Annotated in this window: 16 protein-coding genes and 2 pseudogenes; 9 read left to right on the top strand and 9 right to left on the bottom strand. The window is 68.0% G+C overall.

Annotated elements, in window-relative coordinates; genetic code table 11:
• The coding region (locus A5736_RS01345) for a hypothetical protein (protein ID WP_076244087.1) at window positions 1-1,601 on the bottom strand (1,601 nt) is incomplete at its 3' end.
• Between the two features lie 9 nt (window positions 1,602-1,610).
• Complete coding sequence (locus A5736_RS01340) at window positions 1,611-2,888, bottom strand: DUF3068 domain-containing protein (protein WP_139333056.1); 1,278 nt, start codon at window positions 2,886-2,888, stop codon at window positions 1,611-1,613.
• A gap of 204 nt (window positions 2,889-3,092) precedes the next feature.
• Between A5736_RS01340 and A5736_RS01335 the strand changes: the two genes are divergently transcribed.
• Window positions 3,093-4,202, top strand: a complete 1,110-nt coding sequence (locus A5736_RS01335; RefSeq protein ID WP_371328347.1) for an acyltransferase family protein — start codon at window positions 3,093-3,095, stop codon at window positions 4,200-4,202.
• Here A5736_RS01335 and A5736_RS01330 read toward each other — a convergent pair.
• Genes A5736_RS01330 through A5736_RS01315 form a run of 4 tightly spaced genes read right to left on the bottom strand, consistent with a single transcriptional unit; the run spans window position 4,168 to window position 8,028 of the window.
• Window positions 4,168-5,649, bottom strand: coding sequence for an AMP-binding protein (locus tag A5736_RS01330; RefSeq protein WP_076244079.1), 1,482 nt, complete (start codon window positions 5,647-5,649; stop codon window positions 4,168-4,170). The genes A5736_RS01335 and A5736_RS01330 overlap by 35 nt on opposite strands.
• Window positions 5,649-6,626, bottom strand: coding sequence for a phosphotriesterase-related protein (locus A5736_RS01325; protein WP_076123627.1), 978 nt, complete (start codon window positions 6,624-6,626; stop codon window positions 5,649-5,651). Before A5736_RS01325 ends, A5736_RS01330 begins: the two co-directional genes overlap by 1 nt.
• A 55-nt stretch (window positions 6,627-6,681) precedes the next feature.
• Window positions 6,682-7,128, bottom strand: coding sequence for a nuclear transport factor 2 family protein (locus A5736_RS01320; RefSeq protein WP_076244077.1), 447 nt, complete (start codon window positions 7,126-7,128; stop codon window positions 6,682-6,684).
• 39 nt (window positions 7,129-7,167) lie between these two features.
• Complete coding sequence (locus A5736_RS01315; protein WP_076244076.1) at window positions 7,168-8,028, bottom strand: hypothetical protein; 861 nt, start codon at window positions 8,026-8,028, stop codon at window positions 7,168-7,170.
• Between the two features lie 125 nt (window positions 8,029-8,153).
• Here A5736_RS01315 and A5736_RS01310 point away from each other — a divergent pair, with 125 nt between their 5' ends.
• The 5 genes and pseudogenes from A5736_RS01310 (at window position 8,154) to A5736_RS01290 (ending at window position 13,247) form a co-directional block, all read left to right on the top strand.
• Window positions 8,154-8,516 carry a YciI family protein gene (locus A5736_RS01310; protein ID WP_217695717.1) on the top strand — a complete coding sequence of 121 codons (363 nt, stop codon included), beginning with the start codon at window positions 8,154-8,156 and terminating at the stop codon, window positions 8,514-8,516.
• Complete coding sequence (locus tag A5736_RS01305) at window positions 8,513-9,721, top strand: RNA polymerase sigma factor (RefSeq protein ID WP_217695716.1); 1,209 nt, start codon at window positions 8,513-8,515, stop codon at window positions 9,719-9,721. The genes A5736_RS01310 and A5736_RS01305 overlap by 4 nt, the downstream gene beginning before the upstream one ends.
• 69 nt (window positions 9,722-9,790) lie before the next feature.
• Window positions 9,791-11,487 (top strand): annotated as a pseudogene (locus A5736_RS01300) (acyl-CoA dehydrogenase family protein).
• Window positions 11,488-11,640: 153 nt separating this feature from the next.
• Window positions 11,641-12,309, top strand: a complete 669-nt coding sequence (locus tag A5736_RS01295; RefSeq protein WP_076123696.1) for a TetR/AcrR family transcriptional regulator — start codon at window positions 11,641-11,643, stop codon at window positions 12,307-12,309.
• Entirely contained in the window at window positions 12,306-13,247 is a 942-nt protein-coding gene (locus A5736_RS01290; protein WP_076244074.1) for a R2-like ligand-binding oxidase, read from the top strand. Before A5736_RS01295 ends, A5736_RS01290 begins: the two co-directional genes overlap by 4 nt.
• A 4-nt stretch (window positions 13,248-13,251) precedes the next feature.
• Here the strand turns inward: A5736_RS01290 and A5736_RS01285 are convergent, their stop codons facing one another.
• Window positions 13,252-14,628: an NADP-dependent succinic semialdehyde dehydrogenase gene (locus tag A5736_RS01285; RefSeq protein ID WP_076244083.1), complete on the bottom strand. Its 1,377-nt coding sequence runs from the start codon at window positions 14,626-14,628 to the stop codon at window positions 13,252-13,254.
• Window positions 14,629-14,719: 91 nt separating this feature from the next.
• Here A5736_RS01285 and A5736_RS01280 point away from each other — a divergent pair, with 91 nt between their 5' ends.
• Both A5736_RS01280 and A5736_RS01275 read left to right on the top strand, forming a co-directional pair.
• Window positions 14,720-15,154: a nitroreductase family deazaflavin-dependent oxidoreductase gene (locus tag A5736_RS01280; protein ID WP_076244073.1), complete on the top strand. Its 435-nt coding sequence runs from the start codon at window positions 14,720-14,722 to the stop codon at window positions 15,152-15,154.
• Between the two features lie 41 nt (window positions 15,155-15,195).
• Window positions 15,196-16,842, top strand: coding sequence for an acetolactate synthase large subunit (locus A5736_RS01275; protein ID WP_076244071.1), 1,647 nt, complete (start codon window positions 15,196-15,198; stop codon window positions 16,840-16,842).
• On the opposite strand, the gene A5736_RS01270 is transcribed toward A5736_RS01275, so the two are convergent.
• Together A5736_RS01270 and A5736_RS26610 are read right to left on the bottom strand one after the other, a co-directional pair.
• Window positions 16,785-18,263, bottom strand: a complete 1,479-nt coding sequence (locus A5736_RS01270; protein ID WP_076244082.1) for a lipase maturation factor family protein — start codon at window positions 18,261-18,263, stop codon at window positions 16,785-16,787. The genes A5736_RS01275 and A5736_RS01270 overlap by 58 nt on opposite strands.
• A gap of 85 nt (window positions 18,264-18,348) precedes the next feature.
• Window positions 18,349-18,618, bottom strand: a complete 270-nt coding sequence (locus tag A5736_RS26610) for a hypothetical protein (RefSeq protein ID WP_305800063.1) — start codon at window positions 18,616-18,618, stop codon at window positions 18,349-18,351.
• Here A5736_RS26610 and A5736_RS01260 point away from each other — a divergent pair.
• Window positions 18,616-18,904: pseudogene (locus A5736_RS01260) on the top strand (hypothetical protein); the annotation flags it as partial. The gene A5736_RS26610 and the pseudogene A5736_RS01260 sit on opposite strands and share 3 nt — an antisense overlap.

Genomic DNA, 18,904 nt, shown 5'->3' with positions numbered 1-18,904 from the left:
AGATGCGCGATCACGGCCGCCCGGCGGCGCCCGGCGGACACACCGGCGGTGTCGCCGCCGATCCGATACAGGGCGAGTTCGTCGTCGCGGAAGACCGGTGTCAGCGGGCCGAGGGTGCGGGCGGACGCGCCCATGTCACCGGCGCTGTCCGATTCGACGACCAACCACCCGACGCCGGCCGCGGCCAACGCGGCACGATCCGGCCCCGCCAGCAGCAACTCCTGCACCGCCCGGGCGTGGTTGCCCTCCCCGGGAACCGTCACCCCGGAGATGGCCAGGTCACCAGTCATCAGCACGTCGGCGCGCACCCAGCGGGGCAGGGGATCGAGCACCGGCGCCGGGCCGGACCACGGGAAGCGGCGCATGGTGCCGGCGGGCAGTACGGCGACGGTCCGCGGGTCGGCGTTGATCGCCGACGCCACGGCGGCCCAGCCGGGCGGGTAGCGCACCGGCTCGACCCTGCCCCACACGCCCCAGACTAGGTCGGGCAGCGCCAGGATCAGCGCGAGGCAGCAGACCAGCGCCCCCTGCGCCGGCCGCAGCCACCGGCGCAGGGTCACCACCGAGCCAGCACCCGCCAGCGCGTATCCGGGCAGGGCAAGCCCCACCCACTTCTGCCCGTCGCGCAGCACCCCGAACCCGGGCGCGGCATCGATCACCGCGCGCAGCGCGTGCAGGCCTGGACCGGTCGCCAGTGCGGCGGGCACCAGCACCGACACCGCCGCCAGCACCAGCAGCGGCGCGATCGCCCGCCGGCGCGCCACTGCCGGCAGCCCGGCCACCACGATCCCCAGCAGCACAGCCGCCGAGGACACCGCGAAAAGCGTTGTCCGCGAAGCGGGTACGGCTTCGCCGTTCCAGATACCACCCAGACTGGCCAGACTGAAGAGCGTGCCGAGACCGGGCTCGGCACGCGGCGCGAACGCGGTGACCCCGAGAGCATTTTGCGCGTCCCACGGCGAGCCCAGCGCGGACGCGGTCAGCCAGGGCAGCGCGGCCACCGCCGCGACAGCCAAAGTCGTTGCGGCGCAGACCCAGCGCGGCCAGCCGGGACCGGGTGCGGCCACGCAGACCAGCCCGACCGTCGCGGCCAACATCAACCCGGTGGGCGTCAGCCCGGCCAGCGCGATCCAGAAGATCAAACCGAAGGCGGCGCCGCCGACGAAGCGAACCCTCAGCATTGCCGTCGCGACCCAGGGCAGGCAGCCGTAGCCGACCAGCAGGCTCCAGTGGCCCTGCAAAAGCCGTTCGGCGACATAGGGATTCCAGATCGCCAAGGTAATCGCGACAAACTGGCCGGCCGCGCCCGCGTCGGGCAGCGCCGTCTCGACGAGCCGGGCCGCGCCCCATCCCGCGAGCCACAGGCCCGCGACAAGCAACGCCTTGACCACCACGCCGCCGTCGACCACGTGCGAGGCCAACGCCACCGCGAAATCTTGCGGCGTCGCCCGCGGCGCCGCCGTCAAACCCAGCGCGCCGTCGGACAGGTAGGACCGCGGCGTCGACACCGCGTCGCGCAGCAGCAGGTATCCGGGCTTCAGCAGCGGCCCAGCCACCAGGAGCGCCAAGGCCAGCGCATACCCCGGCCGGGTCCGACGCACGTCGGGAAGCTAGGGCCGTTCGGGCGGGACCGGGGGTTCCGGCGGCCCGGCATCGGGTGGCTCCTCCGATGCCGGCGGTTCCGATCCCGGCTCCGCCGCGTCCGGGCGGGCGGCGGGCCGCTGGGTGGGCAGCTTCTCGGTCTCGGCCTCGGCGCCGGGCACCGGTTCCTCCAGCCCGGTGCGGCCGAAGAAGTCCTGATCGGCGCGGTCCAGGCCGGGGTCGGTGAGCGCGCTTTCGGTGCGCAGGCTGAACGAGGCGAGCAATCCGCCGCCGATCAGCGCGATCAAACCGACCGCGGTGAAGGTGATCGGCAGCACCCGCGACCACAGGGCCAGCCGGTCGCGTTCGTCGCGGGCCGCGTTGACCTGGGCCTCGACGGTGTCTTCGGTCGAGGTGACGCGGTAGTCGGCCAGCGTCACCTCGGGCTTCAGCGGATCACGCGCGAAGTAGTGGTTGGCGTGCTCGGTCTGCTTGACGATGGTGCCCGACACTGGGTCCACCCAGAACGTCCGCTGTGCGGCGTAGTAGCGCGTCATGGTGACCTGCTCGGCCGGATCGCCGCCCACCCCCCACATCGCCGCGGACGTGGTGACCTTGCCGTCCTCGTCGCCGGCGTAGAGCGACGGGTACTTCACCGGAGCCGTCAGCTTGCCGTCCGGGTTGTAGCCGACGTTCTGCGTGAAGCGGTAGGTGGTCAGGCCGTTGACGTCTTCCTGGCTTTCGTAGTTGACGTCGAAGGCCTTCTGCGCGATCGGGTCGAAGTAGGGGTAGGTCTTCTTCTCGGTGTGGAACGGGAATCGGTAGGACAGCCCGTCGTGCCGCAGCGGGATCGCGGTGGGCGGGTTCTCGTCACTGAAGGAGCGCGGCTTCTGCACCGAGCCGCCGGTGTGGGTGTCGTCCGAGACCGCCAGCGCGGTCCTGCGGTTGAGGGTGACGGTGTCGACGATCGCCAGCAGCAGTCCGCTGTCCTTTTGCTTGTCGGTGCGCCGAACCGACGTGCCGACCTGCAGCGTGACCACGTCGGCGTTGGCCGGGGATTCGACACTGACTTGCTGCTGGGACACCAGCGGCACGTTCTGGTTGACGACGAGGTGATCGCTGGACAAGGACGCCGAGTCGAGCGCGGTGCCGTTGCCGTCGCTGATCAAGTTGGCGTCGAGATTGAGCGGGACCTTGGTGATCCTGCTGCTGGTGTAGGTCGACAGCAGCAGGGCGGCGATCAGCAAGGCGGCTCCGAGTCCGATGATCCCGCATGCGGCGAACCGCAACATGACTGCTCGGTTCACGTTGCTGTGTCCTCCTAGTGGTCCTCAAAGTTCTCAGACTCTTCGGCCGCCCCCTCTGGCCTGACCAAGCAGCGGCAAACCCGTTTGACCCTAACAGCAGAATTTAAGGTCTCGGCTTACGAACCTAGCGACAGGCAGACTGTCAACGTGAACGATGACCAGCAGGTGGGTGGCGTCCGCAGCTTCCTGCCCGCCGTGGAGGGTATGCGCGCATGCGCGGCCATGGGTGTGGTCGTCACGCACGTCGCCTTCCAGACAGGCCATTCGAGCGGTGTCACTGGCAGGTTGTTCGGTCGCTTCGACCTGGCAGTGGCGGTGTTCTTCGCCTTGTCTGGCTTCCTGCTGTGGCGTGGCCATGCGGCCGCCGCACGGGATCGGGGAACGCGCCCGCGCACCGGCCACTACCTGCGATCGAGGGTGGTCCGCATCATGCCCGCATATCTCGTCGCGGTGGTCGTGATCCTGTGCCTGCTGCCCGACTCCGATCACGCCAGCCCGACGGTGTGGCTGGCGAACCTGACCCTTACCCAGATCTACGTGCCGCTCACCCTGACCGGCGGCCTGACGCAGATGTGGAGCCTCTCGGTCGAGGTCGGCTTCTACCTGGCGTTGCCGATCCTCGCGCTGCTGGCCCGACGCATCCCGGTCCGCGCCCGCATACCGGTGATCGCCGCGTTCGGCGCGCTCAGCTGGGCGTGGGGCTGGGTGCCGTTCGCGCATGCGGGTTCGGGCGTCAATCCGCTGAACTGGCCGCCCGCGTTCTTCTCGTGGTTCGCCGCGGGCATGCTGCTGGCGGAATTGGTCTATAGCGGGGTCGGGTTGGCGCATCGGCTGGCACGACGCCGCGTGCTGATGGCCGTGATCGCCGCGCTGGCGTACCTGGTCGCGGCCTCCCCGCTGGCCGGCCCCGAGGGGTTGATTCCGGGCACCGCCACGCAGTTCGCGGTGAAGACGGCGGCGGGTTCCCTCGTGGCTTTCGCACTGGTCGCGCCGTTGGTGCTGGACCGGCCCGATACGCCACACCGGGTGCTGGGCACCACCGCCATGGTCACGCTGGGGCGCTGGTCCTACGGGCTTTTCATCTGGCACCTGGCCGCATTGGCCATGGTGTTCCCCGTGATCGGGACCTTCCCGTTCACCGGGCGGATGGTAGAGGTGTTGGCGTTGACGCTGATCTTCGGTTGGGCGATTGCCGCCGTCAGCTACGGGCTGGTCGAGTCGCCCTGCCGGGAAGCGTTGCGGCGCTGGGAGAAACGCGAGAAGCCGGCGGATGCGAAGGTCATAGACGCTGAGGCGGACGCGATCGCGCCATGATCTCGGCGCGCACCGCCGACCGCCGCGCCTTGCCGGCGTCGTCGCGCAGTGGGGAGCCGACGAATTCGACGGTGTGCGGCACCTTGTACGACGAAATGCGTTCGCGCAGAAACTCTTTCACGCTCACCTCGTCCAGCGCCGACCCGTCGGCGACGTGCACCAGGGCATACGGCACCTGGCCCAGGTCGCCGGCGTTCGGGTCCGGGACACCGACGACCAGGCAGGACAACACATCCGGGTGCGCCGACAGGGCGTTCTCGATTTCGGCCGGATAGACGTTGCGACCGCCCACGGTGAACATGTCGACGCGGCGGTCCGACAGGTAGAGGTATCCGTCTTCGTCGAAGTAACCGAGGTCGCCCAGCGAGTCCCAGCCGTCACGCGACTTCGCCGTCACGCCGATGTATCGGTAGGTCGGCGCGCTGCCCGGGCTGGGCCGCATGTAGATCTCGCCGACCACCCCGGGCGGGCAGGGGTTGCCGTCGTCGTCGAGCACCTTCATCTCCCCGGCGACCACCACACCGACCGAGCCGCGATGGGTGAGCCACTGGTCGCCGGAGATGAACGTCAAAGCCTGTAATTCGGTGCCGCCGTAGAGTTCCCAGACGGCTTCGGGGCCCAGCAACTCGATCCACGCCTGCTTGATTGCCGGCGGGCACGGCGCGCCCATGTGCCAGAACCGCCGGATCGACGACAGGTCATAGGAGCCGGGGTCGGCATGGTAGACCGGCAGCGCCCGCTGCATGATCGTCGGCACGACCGTCAGGAACGTGACGCGATGGTCGGCGATCAGCCGGAGGAACCCGTGCGGGTCGAACCGGCTCATCAACACCAAGTGGTGGCCCATCACCAACCCGATCGTCGCGGTGGTGAAGCCGGTGTTGTGAGACAGCGGGATCGGCACCAGCGTGGTGTCGCCCTCCTGCGCGCCCAGCGGATAGCCAATCGCCGGCGGAATCCGGCTGTCGCCGCCGGATTCGATGAGCTTGGGCCGCCCGGTGCTGCCGCCCGAGCCCATCGCCTTCCACACCGGCGAGACCGCTTCCGGCAACGCGGCGTCGGACAACGCCGGGTCGGGAACGAAACCGGTTGGCACGCTTGGGATGCCGGCGTGCTCGCGGCCGACCAGCAACGCCGGCGGCCGCAGGTCCAGCAGGCCCTGCAGCTCGGCCTCCGGCAGCCGCGCGGAGAGCGGCTGGGGCACCGCGCCCAGCTTCCAGCACGCCACCGCCGCCAGGATCCACTCGATCGAGTTGGGCAACACCATCGTCACGTAGTCGCCGACACCGACGCCGCGCTCTGCATAGGCGCGGGCCAAGCGATTCGTCGAGCGGTCGAGTTCGGCGCGGGTGATGGTCAGCCCGTCACACGTGACCGCGGGCTCGTCGGGAGCGAGTTCGGCCAGCGCCGATATCTGCGAACCGATCGGGGGGACCGGCCCGGTCATCAATAGGCGCCCTGTCGCTCGAAGATGCGCCGCGGGTTGTCGACCAGCATGGTGTGCAGCTGTTCGTCGGTGACGCCGCGCTCCTTCAGCGCCGGGATCACGTCGTTGTGGATGTGCAGGTAATGCCAGTTGGGCGCGGCCACCGGCAACAACTCCTCGGGGATCGCGTCGAAGTAGCAGTTGGCGTCGTGGGAGAGCACCATCTTGTCGGCGTGGCCGCGCTCGCACATCTGTGCCACCGTGTTCACCCGGTCCTCGAACGGCAGGAACACGTCGATGCCGAATCGGTCCATGCCGATGTAGGAGCCGGCGCCGATCAGCTCCTCGAGGTAGTCGAGGTCGGTGGTGTCGCCGGAGTGGCCGATCACCACCCGGCTCAGGTCGACGCCCTCCTCTTCGAAGATGCGTTGCTGCTCGAGGCCGCGCCGCATCCCCGCGTGGGTGTGCGTCGAGATCGGCACCCCGGTGCGCTTGTGCGCCTGCGCGACGGCGCGCAGCACGCGCTCCACGCCCGGGGTCACGCCGGGCTCGTCGGTGGCACATTTGAGGATCCCGGCCTTGATGCCGGTGTCGGCGATGCCCTCCTCGATGTCGCGGACGAACATGTCGGTCATGATCTCCGGGCCGTCCATCGGCGTGCCCGGCCCCAGGTAGTGGAAGCGGAACGGGACATCGTTGTAGGTGTAAAGCCCGGTCGCCACAACGATATTCAGGTCGGTGGCGGCCGCAACGCGCGCGATGCGCGGGATGTAGCGGCCCAGGCCGATGACGGTGAGGTCCACGATGGTGTCCACCCCGCGGGCCTTGAGCTCGTTGAGCCGGTCGATGGCATCGGCCACCCGCTTTTCCTCGTCGCCCCAGGCTTCCGGATAGTTCTGGGCGATCTCGGTGGTCATGATGAACACGTGCTCGTGCATGAGCGTCACGCCGATATCGGCGGTATCGATGGGGCCGCGGGCTGTATTGAGTTCTGACACGACAGTGATGCTAGGTCGTCTCGAACGACTCTGGTAAGTGGTTTGGCGCGGCGGCTCAAGGCTCCAGGTCGGTGGCCGCGCGGTATGAGCCGTCCATGTAGAACGGCGTCGAGTCGTGTCGGTGCGTGATGAGCCACGAACCATCGATGCGGCGCAGGCCGAAGGTCGAGCGGATCCACAACGTGATCAATTGGTCCTGACCAACTGGCGTCATCCTCATCTGGGTGAGGGTGTGCACGAAGGCAAGGTCGCCGTCTTGGCTCACGACCGGGTCGCGGAACGTGATCTGGACCGGACCATCGAATCCCGCGAACCAGGCGCGAATACCGTCGACGGTGCCGTACGGCGTTTCGGGGCCCTGCTCTAGTGGCGGCGCGAGCGAATACGCCACCAGATCGTCGGCATAGAGCGCGAACAGGCCGTCCGCGTCATGCGCCGCATGCGCGGCCGCGAACTTGTCGAGGACGGCGTGAACTTCGGTTCCAGCGTGGCTGATCTTCATGGTGTGATCCCTTCTCCGTGGGCACCACGACGGGCGCCTTTAACCGGATGTCGAAGCTGGCTCGCCAGTTTCGACACGGGAGCGCAATACTTGGTCCTCGTCGGCAGCAAATGACACTGAAATGTCGCTGAGTTGAGCACAAATCATCGTCAACCCGGGGATGGGTCGATGCCCGGGCACCGCCAACATCACCCTGCGAAAGGTCGGAAAAATCAGTCCGTCGACCTCGCGGTGGCGGCAGGTGAAATGCGCGGCCTTCAGCGGGATCGGCAGCATCCGGGCGAGCAACCGCGCTTCGGCGAACACGTCGGGTAAGTAGTCGTGGCGGCGTATCAGCCCACGATCATCGATGTAGAAGGTCTCGCGGTGGCAATGCGAGTCAAATCCTTTTGGGTATTCGACTTCGAGCCGACGCCAGATCTCGTTGTCGCCTCGCCAGTCCTCGCCGCGCCGCACCTGAAATCCGGGCTGCGTCATGCGGTAGGGGTGGGACATGTAATTCGACATCGCGTACCCGACGAAATAGGCCGAATCGATGACGTCCCACCATCGGATGCGGCGGAACGCGCCGAGGCCGCCAAACCCACGCCGGGCTTGGGTGCGACGCTCGATTACCTCGCCGTGCGCCTCCACCAGCACCTCGTCGTGGGAGAAGGTGCAGGTGAGTTCGGGGCTCGGAAAGCCATGCATCACGTTGCGAAGGCCGTGAATATCCACCTGCTGGCGGTAGTGGTAGTCCTCAAGTGGCCGACCCGGGAACTTCCACGTCGGCAACAAACCCCGGACCTGTACGTGTGAGCTGACCGTTTGGGCCTTGGCCCAGCGCGCGGCTCCGCCATGGGCGTCCACCACCTCCGACAGCAGGGCAGCGCCTCGAGTCGTGGCGAGGTCTGACTTCATCGTTGGATCCCTTCTCCTGGGCTCCACGACGCGGAGCCTTTAACGGGGTGACGAAACCGGCGAGCCAGTTTCGACACAGGAGCGCAAGAATTTGTCCAAACTCACCGGAGGTTGTCGTGAAGTACATGATCTTGATTCAGAGCAACCCGCAGTTCGTCGAGCGCTGGCAGGCACTGCCCAAGGAGCAGCGTGATCGGTTCGGCCGAGACCACCTCGCGCTGACCGCCGAGCTCGCCGAGTCCGGCGAGCTGGTGGCGAGCGAAGGTCTTGCGGATCCGGCACTCGCGAAGCGCGTCACCGTCGCGGGCGACCAGACCATGATCAGTGACGGGCCGTTCGCCGAGGCGAAGGAGCACCTGGCCGGCTTCCTGCTCGTCGACTGCGAGGGCGAGGACCGCGCTTTGGCGATCGCGGCGCGGGTGCCCGACGCCGTCTGGGGTTTCGTAGAGGTCCGGCCGGTGCTCGATTTGAGCGGGTGGGAGATGTGACGCCCAGCGAGGCTGCCATCGCCGGCCTGCTGCGCGAGCTCGCTCCACGCGTGCTTGGTGTGCTCGTGCGCCGTAACGGCAACTTCGACGACTGCGAGGACGCCGTGCAGGAGGCGCTGCTCGCCGCCGCGGTCAGCTGGCCGGTCGACGGCGTACCGAACAACTCGACGGGCTGGCTGATCACGACTTCGTCGCGGCGGCTGGTCGAAACCTGGCGGAAGGAGGCCGCACGCCGGCGCCGCGAAGACGCGTATGCGCTCGAGCCCGCGCCGGGCGAAGTGTCAGAGTCCGACGACACGTTGGCCCTGCTGTTCCTGTGCTGTCACCCCGAGCTGGCCGTCCCGTCACAGGTTGCGCTGACGCTGCGCGCGCTCGGCGGCCTGACCACGGCCGAGATCGCGCGCGCCCTGCTCCTGCCGGAGGCGACCGTCGGGCAGCGCATCAGCCGGGCGAAGGCACGCATCCGCGATACGGGCGCACAGTTTCGAATGCCCACCGCGTGCGAGCGCGACGAGCGGCTGCCCGCGGTGCTGCGCACGCTGTACCTGATCTTCAACGAGGGCTACACCGCGACGTCGGGCCGGGCCCTCAACCGGGTCGAGCTGACTTCCGAAGCGATCAGGTTGACCCGGCAGCTCCGGGTGAGCCTGCCCGACGAGGGCGAGGTCGCCGGGTTGCTTGCGCTCATGCTGCTCACGGACGCCCGACGCGGCGCCCGCACCGGCCCGGACGGCTCGCTGATTCCGCTGGCCGAGCAGGACCGCCGCCGGTGGGACCGGACCGCCATCGCCGAGGGCATCGCGATCATCGAGGCGGCGCTGCCAGTCGCGAAGCCCGGGCCCTACCAGCTGCAGGCGGCCATTGCCGCGGTGCACGACGAGGCCGCTGACGCCGGCGCGACCGACTGGCCGCAGATCCTGGCCTTGTATGACGTGCTCGCGGCCCTCGCGCCTGGACCGATGGTCGCGCTCAACCGAACCGTCGCCATTGCGATGGTGCGTGGTCCGGCCGCCGCCCTCGCCGAACTCGATGACGTGGCGGCGGACCCCGCCCTTGGTGGACATCATCGCGTCGATGCCGTGCGGGCTCATCTGCTCGATGAGCTCGGCGACCGAGAGGCTGCGCGCGAGTACTACCTTCGGGCGGCCCAGCGCACGCGCAGCATGCCCGAACGGAATTATCTGCTGGCGCGCGCGATGCGCTGAGGGTCGGCCGACAGGCCCGATTTGCCGGGCGCTCCCCGATCGCCGCGATAGTGCAGTACCGTCCAGCGCATGTTGCTCAATCCCAACCGCCTGCAACGCCGCTACCCGGACCGTCGCTCGGCCGAGATCATGGCCGCGACCGTCGACTTTTTCGAGTCGCGCGGTAAGGCCCGGCTCAAGCACGACGACCACGAGCGGGCGTGGTACTCAGACTTTCTGGACCACGTCGGACGCGAGCGCATCTTCGCGTCCCTGCTGACGCCGGCCGCGTACGGCGCGCCCGACTGTCGCTGGGATACCTATCGGATCAGCGAGTTCGCAGAGATCCTGGGCTTTTACGGGCTGAGCTACTGGTATCCGTTCCAGGTCACCGCCCTGGGGCTGGGCCCGATCTGGATGAGCGACAACGAGGACGCCAAGCGCAAGGCCGCCGCGCAGCTGGAGGCCGGCGAGGTGTTCGCCTTCGGCCTGTCCGAGCAGACGCACGGCGCCGACGTCTACCAGACCGACATGATCCTCACGCCGTCGGAGCACGGCTGGGTCGCCAACGGCGAGAAGTACTACATCGGCAACGCCAACGTCGCGCGGATGGTCTCCACCTTCGGCAAGATCGACGGTTCTGACGAATACGTGTTCTTCGCCGCCGACTCGCAGCACGACCGCTACGACCTGATCAAGAACGTGGTGAACTCGCAGAACTTCGTCGCCAACTACGCGCTGCGCGACTATCCGGTGACCGAGGCCGACATCCTGCACCGCGGGCCCGGCGCCTTCCACGCCGCGCTGAATACGGTCAACGTCTGCAAGTACAACCTGGGCTGGGGCGCCGTCGGCATGTGCACCCACGCCATGTACGAGGCGGTCACCCACGCCTCCAACCGCTACCTGTACGGGACCGTCGTCACCGACTTCAGCCACGTGCGGCGGTTGCTGATCGACGCCTACGTGCGCCTGATCGCGATGAAGCTGGTGGCCACCCGCGCGTCGGATTACATGCGCAGCGCCTCGGCCGAGGATCGTCGCTACCTGCTGTACAGCCCGCTGACCAAGGCGAAGATCACCAGCGAAGGGGAGCGGGTGATCACCGCGCTGTGGGACGTCATCGCCGCCAAGGGGGTGGAGAAGGACACCATCTTCGAGGCGATGGCCCGCGAGATCGGGCTGCTGCCCCGGCTGGAAGGCACCGTCCACATCAACATCGGGCTGCTCGCCAAGTTCATGCCCAATTTCCTCTTCGCCCCCAATGGCGAGCTCCCGTGATCGGCCGCCGCGACGACGCGGCCGACGACTCGTTCCTGTTCGCCCAGGGACCCACCGGCGGACTGGGCAAGGTGCGCTTCCACGACTGGCGCGCGTCGTTCGACAGCTTCGCCCACCTCGCCAACGTCGCGCTGCTGCGTGAGCAGATCGACGTGCTCACCGACATGCTCGCCAGCGCCACCCCGGATGCGGTGCAGCAGAAGGACATTGACTTCGCGTTCGCCGTCGGTCAACTGTTCGCGACGGTGCCCTACGCCCAACTCATCCTCGAGGAGGCGGCGCTGTCCGGTGTGGACGGCGCGCTGATCGACGAGATCTTCGCCGTGCTGGTCCGCGACTTCAACGGCTACGCCGTCGAGCTCAACGACAAGCCCTCGACGACGGACGTCCAGGCCCGCTTCGCGACGCGGATGATCCGCCGTCCGGCCCACGACCGCGCCCGCTACGACCAGATCTGGAAGGAACACGTGTTGCCGCTCAGCGGTGCGTACGCGATGCGTCCCTGACGTCGAGCCCCGCCGAGCGTGACGCTGCAGTCACGCTGGAGCTCGAGAGTGACTGTGGCGTCACGCTCGAGCCTGAGAGACCGTCCGTGAACCCTTGACTGTGAGCTAGCTCACCGTAGAATGACCAGTGGTCATCGACGCGAGGAGGCCACATTGCCGACGGTGACATGGGCACGAGTCGACCCGGCCCGCCGCGCGGCCGTCATCGAAGCCGCGGAAGCCGAGTTCGGGGCGCACGGATTCTCCCGGGGCAGCCTGAACGTCATCGCGCGCAAGGCCGGAGTCGCCAAGGGCAGCCTCTTCCAGTACTTCGCGGACAAGCGCGACCTCTACGCTTTCATCGCCGACATCGGCAGCCAGCGGGTGCGCGCCTACATGGAAGACCGCATCCGTGAGCTCGACCCGAGCCGGCCGTTCTTCGACTTTCTCACCGACTGGCTCGACGCGTGGGTGGCCTACTTCGCGGACCACCCGCATGAACGGGCGCTGCACGCCGCGGCCACGCTGGAAGTCGACACGGAGGCCCGCGTCAGCGTGCAGAACGTCATCCACCGCCACTATCTGGATGTCATGCGCCCGCTCGTCCGCGACGCGCACAAGCGCGGCGACCTGCGTGCGGATTGCGACACCGACGCGCTGCTGTCCTTGCTGCTGTTGATCTTCCCGCACCTCGCGCTAGCTCCGTACATGCGCGGCCTGGACCCCGTCCTCGGACTCGACGAGCCCACCCCGGAGCAGCCGGCCCTGGCCGTGCGCCGGCTCGTCGCGGTGCTGTCCGCCGCGTTCTCCCCTCAAGCCGTCCACATCAAGGAGGTCACATGACACGCACGAGTTCAGGTTCCATGGTTAGGGGCGGGCTCAACTGGGACAGCTTGCCGCTCAAGCTGTTTGCCGGCGGCAACGCCAAGTTTTGGAATCCGGCCGATATCGACTTCTCCCGCGACCGCGCGGACTGGGAGGCGCTGACCGACGACGAGCGCCATTACGCCACCCGGCTGTGCGCCGAGTTCATCGCCGGCGAGGAGGCGGTGACTGAGGACATTCAACCGTTCATGGCCGCCATGCGCGCCGAGGGCCGGTTGGGCGACGAGATGTACCTGACGCAGTTCGCGTTCGAGGAGGCCAAGCACGTGCAGGTGTTCCGGATGTGGCTCGACGCCGTCGGCATCACCGACGACCTGCACGAGTATCTCGAAGACGTCCCCACGTACCGCACGATCTTCTACGAGGAGCTGCCGGACTGCCTCAACGCCCTGACGACCGACCCCTCACCGGCCGCCCAGGTCCGCGCGTCCGTCACCTACAACCACATGGTCGAGGGCATGCTGGCGCTGACCGGCTACTTCGGCTGGCACAAGATCTGCGTGGAACGCGGCATCCTGCCCGGCATGCAGGAGCTGGTCCGGCGCATCGGCGACGACGAGCGGCGCCACATGGCGTGGGGCACCTTCACCTGCCGGCGCCACGTCGCCGCCGACGACTCCAATTGGGAGGTCTTCGAAAACCGCATGAACGAGCTGATGCCGCTCGGGCTGCGCCTCATCGAAGAGGGCTTCGCCCTTTACGACCCGATGCCCTTCGGCCTGTCGGTGGACGAGTTCATGCAGTACGCCGCCGACAAGGGGATGCGGCGGTTCGGCACGATCAACAGCGCACGCGGGCGACCGGTCGCCGAGATCGACCTCGACTATTCGCCGGTGCAGCTGGAGGACACCTTCGCCGACGAGGACGAGAAGGCGCTGGCGGGCGCGTCGGCCTAGCCGCTCACCCGACCCAGACGGTCTTGGCGTTGCAGAATTCGCGGATCCCGAGGCCGGCGAGTTCGCGGCCGTAACCCGAGCGCTTCACGCCGCCGAACGGCAGCTCCGGATACGACACCGTCATGCCGTTGATGAAGACCTGGCCGGCCTCGATGCCGTCGATGAAGCGCTGCTGCTCGGCCTCGTCGTCGGTCCAGGCGTTGGACCCCAGGCCGAAGGTCGTGGCGTTGGCGATCTCGATGGCTTCGTCGACGCTCTCGACGCGGTAGATCGAGGCGACCGGTCCGAACACCTCCTCGGTGTAGAGCGCCATGTCCTTGGTGATGTCGGTGACCACCGTCGGGGGGTAGAACCAGCCCGGTCGGTCGAGACGCTCTCCGCCGCAACGGATTACCGCGCCGGCGGCCGCGGCGTCCTCGACCTGCTTGGCGACCTCGTCGCGGCCCGACTCGGTGGCGAGCGGGCCCACGTCGGTGTCCGGGTCGGTCGGGTCGCCGACCCGCAGGCCGGCCATCCGCTCGACGAATTTCTCGACGAACGCGTCGTAGATGTCGGCGTGGGCGATGAAGCGCTTGGCCGCGATGCAGGACTGCCCGTTGTTTTGAACCCGGGCGGTGACCGCGGTCTTGACCGCCTCGTCGAGGTTTGCCGAGGGCATCACGATGAACGGGTCGCTGCCGCCGAGCTCGAGCACCGTGGGTTTGATCTCGTCGCCGGCGATGGCGCCGACCGACTGGCCCGCCGGTTCGCTGCCTGTCAGCGTGGCCGCCGCGACGCGGGGATCGCGCAGGATGGTCTCCACGGCGCTGGAGGGAACCAGCAGCGTCTGGAAGCAGCCCTCCGGGAAGCCGCCGCGAGCGATGACGTCGGCGAGATACAGCGCGCACTGCGGGACGTTCGACGCGTGCTTGAGGATGCCGACGTTGCCGGCCATCAGCGCCGGCGCGGCGAAGCGAACGGCCTGCCACAGCGGAAAGTTCCACGGCATGATGGCCAGCACCACCCCGAGCGGCTGATAGCGGGTGTACGCCTTCTTCGCGCCGACCTTCGACGCGTCGGCCGGCTCGTCGGCCAGCAGTTTCTCGGCGTTCTGCGCGTAGTAGCGAAAACCCTTGGCGCACTTGACCGCCTCGGCCTTGGCCGAAGCCAGCGTCTTGCCCATTTCCAGGGTCATCATCTCGGCGGTCTTGTCCGCCTCGGCTTCCAGCAGGTCCGCGGTGGCGTTGGCCCACTCGGCGCGCTGGGCGAAGGTGGTGGAGTGCCGGTAGTCGAGGAACCGCTCGTGGGCGCGCGCAATCGCCGCCTGGACTTCGTCGTCGGTTGCCGGGGTGAAGGTCTGGACTGTCTCGCCGGTGGCCGGGTTGATCGTGGCGATGGGCACGTTGGCATCCTTCATCTGGTGGGTTGGCGGGGGCGTCTGCTACCAGCCTGCCACTTCGACATGAACATCCCCACCCACCGCAGGAGGCATCATGACCGGCAGTGACGTCAGTGACTTCAATCGGCGCAACATCGAGGAGTTTCGCGCCAACCACGGCCGGATCGGCGGGCAGTTCGAAGGCGCCCCGGTCCTGTTGCTGCACAGCATCGGGGCCCGCAGCGGCGAGCAGCGGGTCAGCCCGATGATGTACCTGCCCGACGGGGACCGCTACCTGGTCTTCGCCTCCGCGGCGGGGGCCGACCGCAACCCAGCCTGGTACTGGAACCTGGTGGCGAACCCCAACGCCAGCATCGAGGTCGGCGACGAGCATCTCGACGTGCGTGCCGTCGAACTCACCGGCGCCGAGCGCGACGAGAAATACGCCGAACAAGCCAAGCGGTACCCCGGATTCGCGGAGTACGAACGCAAGACCACCCGCACGATTCCCGTCCTCGCGCTGATCCCGACGGGGCCACACCGCGACTGAAGCGGCGGTGCCGCCACTACTGTGGCCAAGGGAGGTGCCGGATGATTAAAGCCGCCGAGCTGATGGTCAAGTGCCTGGAAAACGAGGGCGTTTCCGTGGTCTTCGGGCTACCGGGCGAGGAGAACATCCGCTTTGTGCAGGCGCTGGCCGCCTCCGACATCCGCTACGTGCTCACCCGGCACGAGCAGGCCGCCTCGTTCATGGCCGAGATGTACGGACGGGTCACCGGCCGCGCGGCGGTGGTGTCGTCCACCCTGGGGCCGGGCGCGATCAACATGCAGCTCGGGGTCGCCGACGCCACCACCAACAGCACCCCGATGGTCGCGATCTCCGCGCAGGTGGGCCAGGACCGCCAGTTCAAGGAGTCGCACCAGTACGTCGACCTGGTGTCGATGTTCGCCCCGATCACCCGGTGGGCCGCCGGTATCCCGACCACACGCGCCATACCGGAGATGTTCCGCAAGGCATTCAAGCTCGCCGAGGCCGAACGCCCGGCCGCCGTCTACCTGGCGGTGCCCGAACACATCGACGCCGACGACAACGATTACGACCTGACCCCGTTGCCGCGCAACGTCGTCCGCGCCGAGGCGCCCGCGTTTCGGCAGGTGGCGCGCGCGGTCGACATCCTGCGCGAGGCCAAGCGACCGGTGGTGCTGGCCGGCCACGGGGCGGCCCGCGGCGACGCGACGGCGGCCCTCGTGCGGTTCTCCGAGGAATTCGGCATCCCGGTGGCCAACACGTTTCACGGCAAGGGCGTGATGCCCGACGACCACCCCAACAGCATCGGGACGCTGGGGTTCATGCGCCATGACTACGTCAACTTCGGGTTCGACAACGCCGACGTGGTCATCGCGGTCGGCTACGAGCTGCAGGAATTCGACCCGGTCCGGATCAACCCGAAGGCCGACAAGAAGATCATCCACATCCATCGTTTCCCGGCCGAGGTCGACGCGCACTATTCCGTCGACGTCGGGATCGTCGGCGATATCAGCGCCTCGCTCGACGCATTGCGGGAGGCGCTCGGCGAGCACCGGTTCGACGCCGACCCGGAGATACCCGGCTCCGGTCTGCTCGCTGAGGAATTCGCTCGGGGACAACAGGATTCGCGCTATCCGCTGGCGCCGCAGCGGGTGGTAGCCGACACCCGTGCCGCGCTGGGCCGCAGCGACGTCGTCCTGGTGGACACCGGTGCCACCAAGATGTGGATGGCTCGGCTGTACCCGACGTTCGAGTGCAATACCTGTTTGGTCTCAAACGGCTTGTCCACCATGAGTTTTGCGCTGCCCGGCGCGCTGGGTGTCAAGCTGGCGCGACCCGACTGCAAGGTGCTGGCCGTCGTGGGCGACGGCGCGTTCATGATGAGCTCGCAGGAGATCGAGACCGCAGTTCGGGAACGGATACCGCTGGTGGTGTTGATTTGGGAGGACGGCGGGTACGGCCTCATCGAATGGAAGATGGACCTCGAACTCGGTGAGCATCACTACGTGAGATTCACCAACCCCGACATCGTCACCTACGCGGAAAGCTTCGGCGCCAAGGGATATCAGATCAAGAGTGCCGACGAACTGTTGCCGACGCTGAAGGCCGCGCTTGCCGACGACGGCGTGTCGCTGATCAATTGCCCGGTCGACTACTCCGAGAACCTGCGGTTGACCGACCGGCTCGGCGAGCTGGACGAGACGCTGTGATCTAGCGCCATCGGCCGGACGTAGCCGCCGATCAGCGCGCGATGCCACCATGCCCGCTCGCGCCGCAGCTCGGCCCAGGTCGTGAAGCGGTACTGGTAGAGCTGCGCGCGCACATACGTGGGTGGCGACTCGGGGAAAGGGTTGCGCCGCAACAAACGCAGCGTCGGCCGATCGTTACGCAGCAGCCGCCGCAGCAGGGGCGTCAGCCACTGGTGGGCGTAGCCGGGTGAGATGGCCGCAAACCACATCAGCCAGTCCAGCCGCAGGTGATACGGCGCCCACTGCCCGGGCAGCCGGCGAACGGAACCGGGCTTGCCCTTGAATTCGTATTCCTTCCAGACGGTGTTCGGGGTAAGCCGCTCTTCTTCGGTTCCTTCGATGACCACCTCGCGGCGGACGCGGCCGATGCTGCCGAAGGCGCCGTAGGTGTTCACCAAATGAAATGGGTTGAACGACATGTTCATTCGCTGATGCGACGACAGCATGTTGCGCACCGGCCAGTAGGTCATGAACAGCACGGCCGCGGTGAAGGCAACCACCAGGGCGGCGAACCACTGCGGTGTCGGCGACAGCTCCGGACGCGCGGGCATCGGAAGCACCGCCGCCACCGACGAGTCGTCGATGGCGCTGAAAGCCAGGATGATCGTCACCCAGTTGAGCCACGCGAAGTTGCCCGATGCCACCAGCCACAGCTGGGTGACCACCACGATCGCCGCGGCGACGCTGGCCACCGGCTGCGGCGCGAACAACCCGAACGGCACCACGAGCTGCGCGAAATGGTTGCCCGCCACCTCGATCCGGTGCAGCGGCCTCGGCAGGTGATGGAAGAACCAACTCAGCGGCCCCGGCATCGGCTGGGTTTCGTGGTGGTAGTACAGGCAGGTCAGATCGCGCCAGCACGGGTCGCCGCGCATCTTGATCAGCCCGGCGCCGAACTCAACCCGGAACAGCAACAAGCGCGCCATCCACAACGTCAGGATCGGCGGCGCGACGCGGTCGTTGCCGAGAAAGATCGCCAGGAAGCCGGTTTCCAGCAGCAGCGATTCCCAGCCGAACGAGTACCACGTCTGCCCGACGTTGACGATCGAAAGGTAGAGCACCCACAGCGTCAGCCACATCAGCATCGCGGCCCACAGCGGCGCCAGGTTGGCCGCGCCGGCAAGGACGGCCGCCGACAGCGCCGCACCGAACAACGAGACACCCGCGAACCATCGGTCGGAGTAGCGCAGATGGAAGATGCTCGGAGTTCGCCAGAACGTCTGGCCGGCCAAAAACCGGGGCACCGGCAGGATTCCGTGCTCGCCGATGAGGGCGCGGAACTGCAGGGCCGCCGCCAGGAACGCGATCAGGTACAGCGCCGCGGCGCCGCGCTCGAGCACCAGCCTGCCCAGCCAGTATTCGGGCGCGGAGATCCATCCCATGGCCGTAACTCCTCGGACGGTGGCGATTGCACCACCCGCATAGCCAGTCAACCAGCAGGTAAACCGGTAGCCAATCCCTTCGGCGTCATTCGTCGCGGCGCGGGGGCGTCCGATCCGGCAGGACCATGACCGAAGCCGCTAGCACGCCCAGCGAAATCAGTGCCAGCAGTTGCACATTCGCGGAATGACCGGCGTACCCGCCGACCGACCGCCAGGGATAGCGGGACAGCTGGGCCCCGGCCAGGATCAGCCCGCCGGCGCTCAGCGCGACGGTCGCACCGTCGCGCCAACGCGGCCGGTCGCGCAGCGCATACCGCAGACCGAGCGCCGCCGCGGCGACGACCAGCCCGGCCACCCCGGCTGGGTGGCGCGCACCGGCACCGGGACCCGGCTGACGCCCGTCGCCGTCAACGGCTGGCAGCAGGGCTGGGTGGTGCCGGCGGGCGACCCCGGCACGATCACGCTGACCTTCGCCAGCAACTCGCTGTACCGGGCCGGGCTGGCGGTGGGACTGGCGCTGCTGCCGCTGCTGGCCGCGCTCGCGTTGTGGCGCACGCGGCGGGGGCGCGTCGTCGTCGCGCCCCCGACACCGTGGCGGCCCGGCCCGTGGGCCGGGGTGGCGGTGCTGGCCGCGGGAACGG

The organism is Mycobacterium sp. SP-6446, assembly GCF_001954045.1.
Lineage (GTDB): Bacteria > Actinomycetota > Actinomycetes > Mycobacteriales > Mycobacteriaceae > Mycobacterium.
This window is presented reverse-complemented; position numbering and strand designations above follow the sequence as displayed.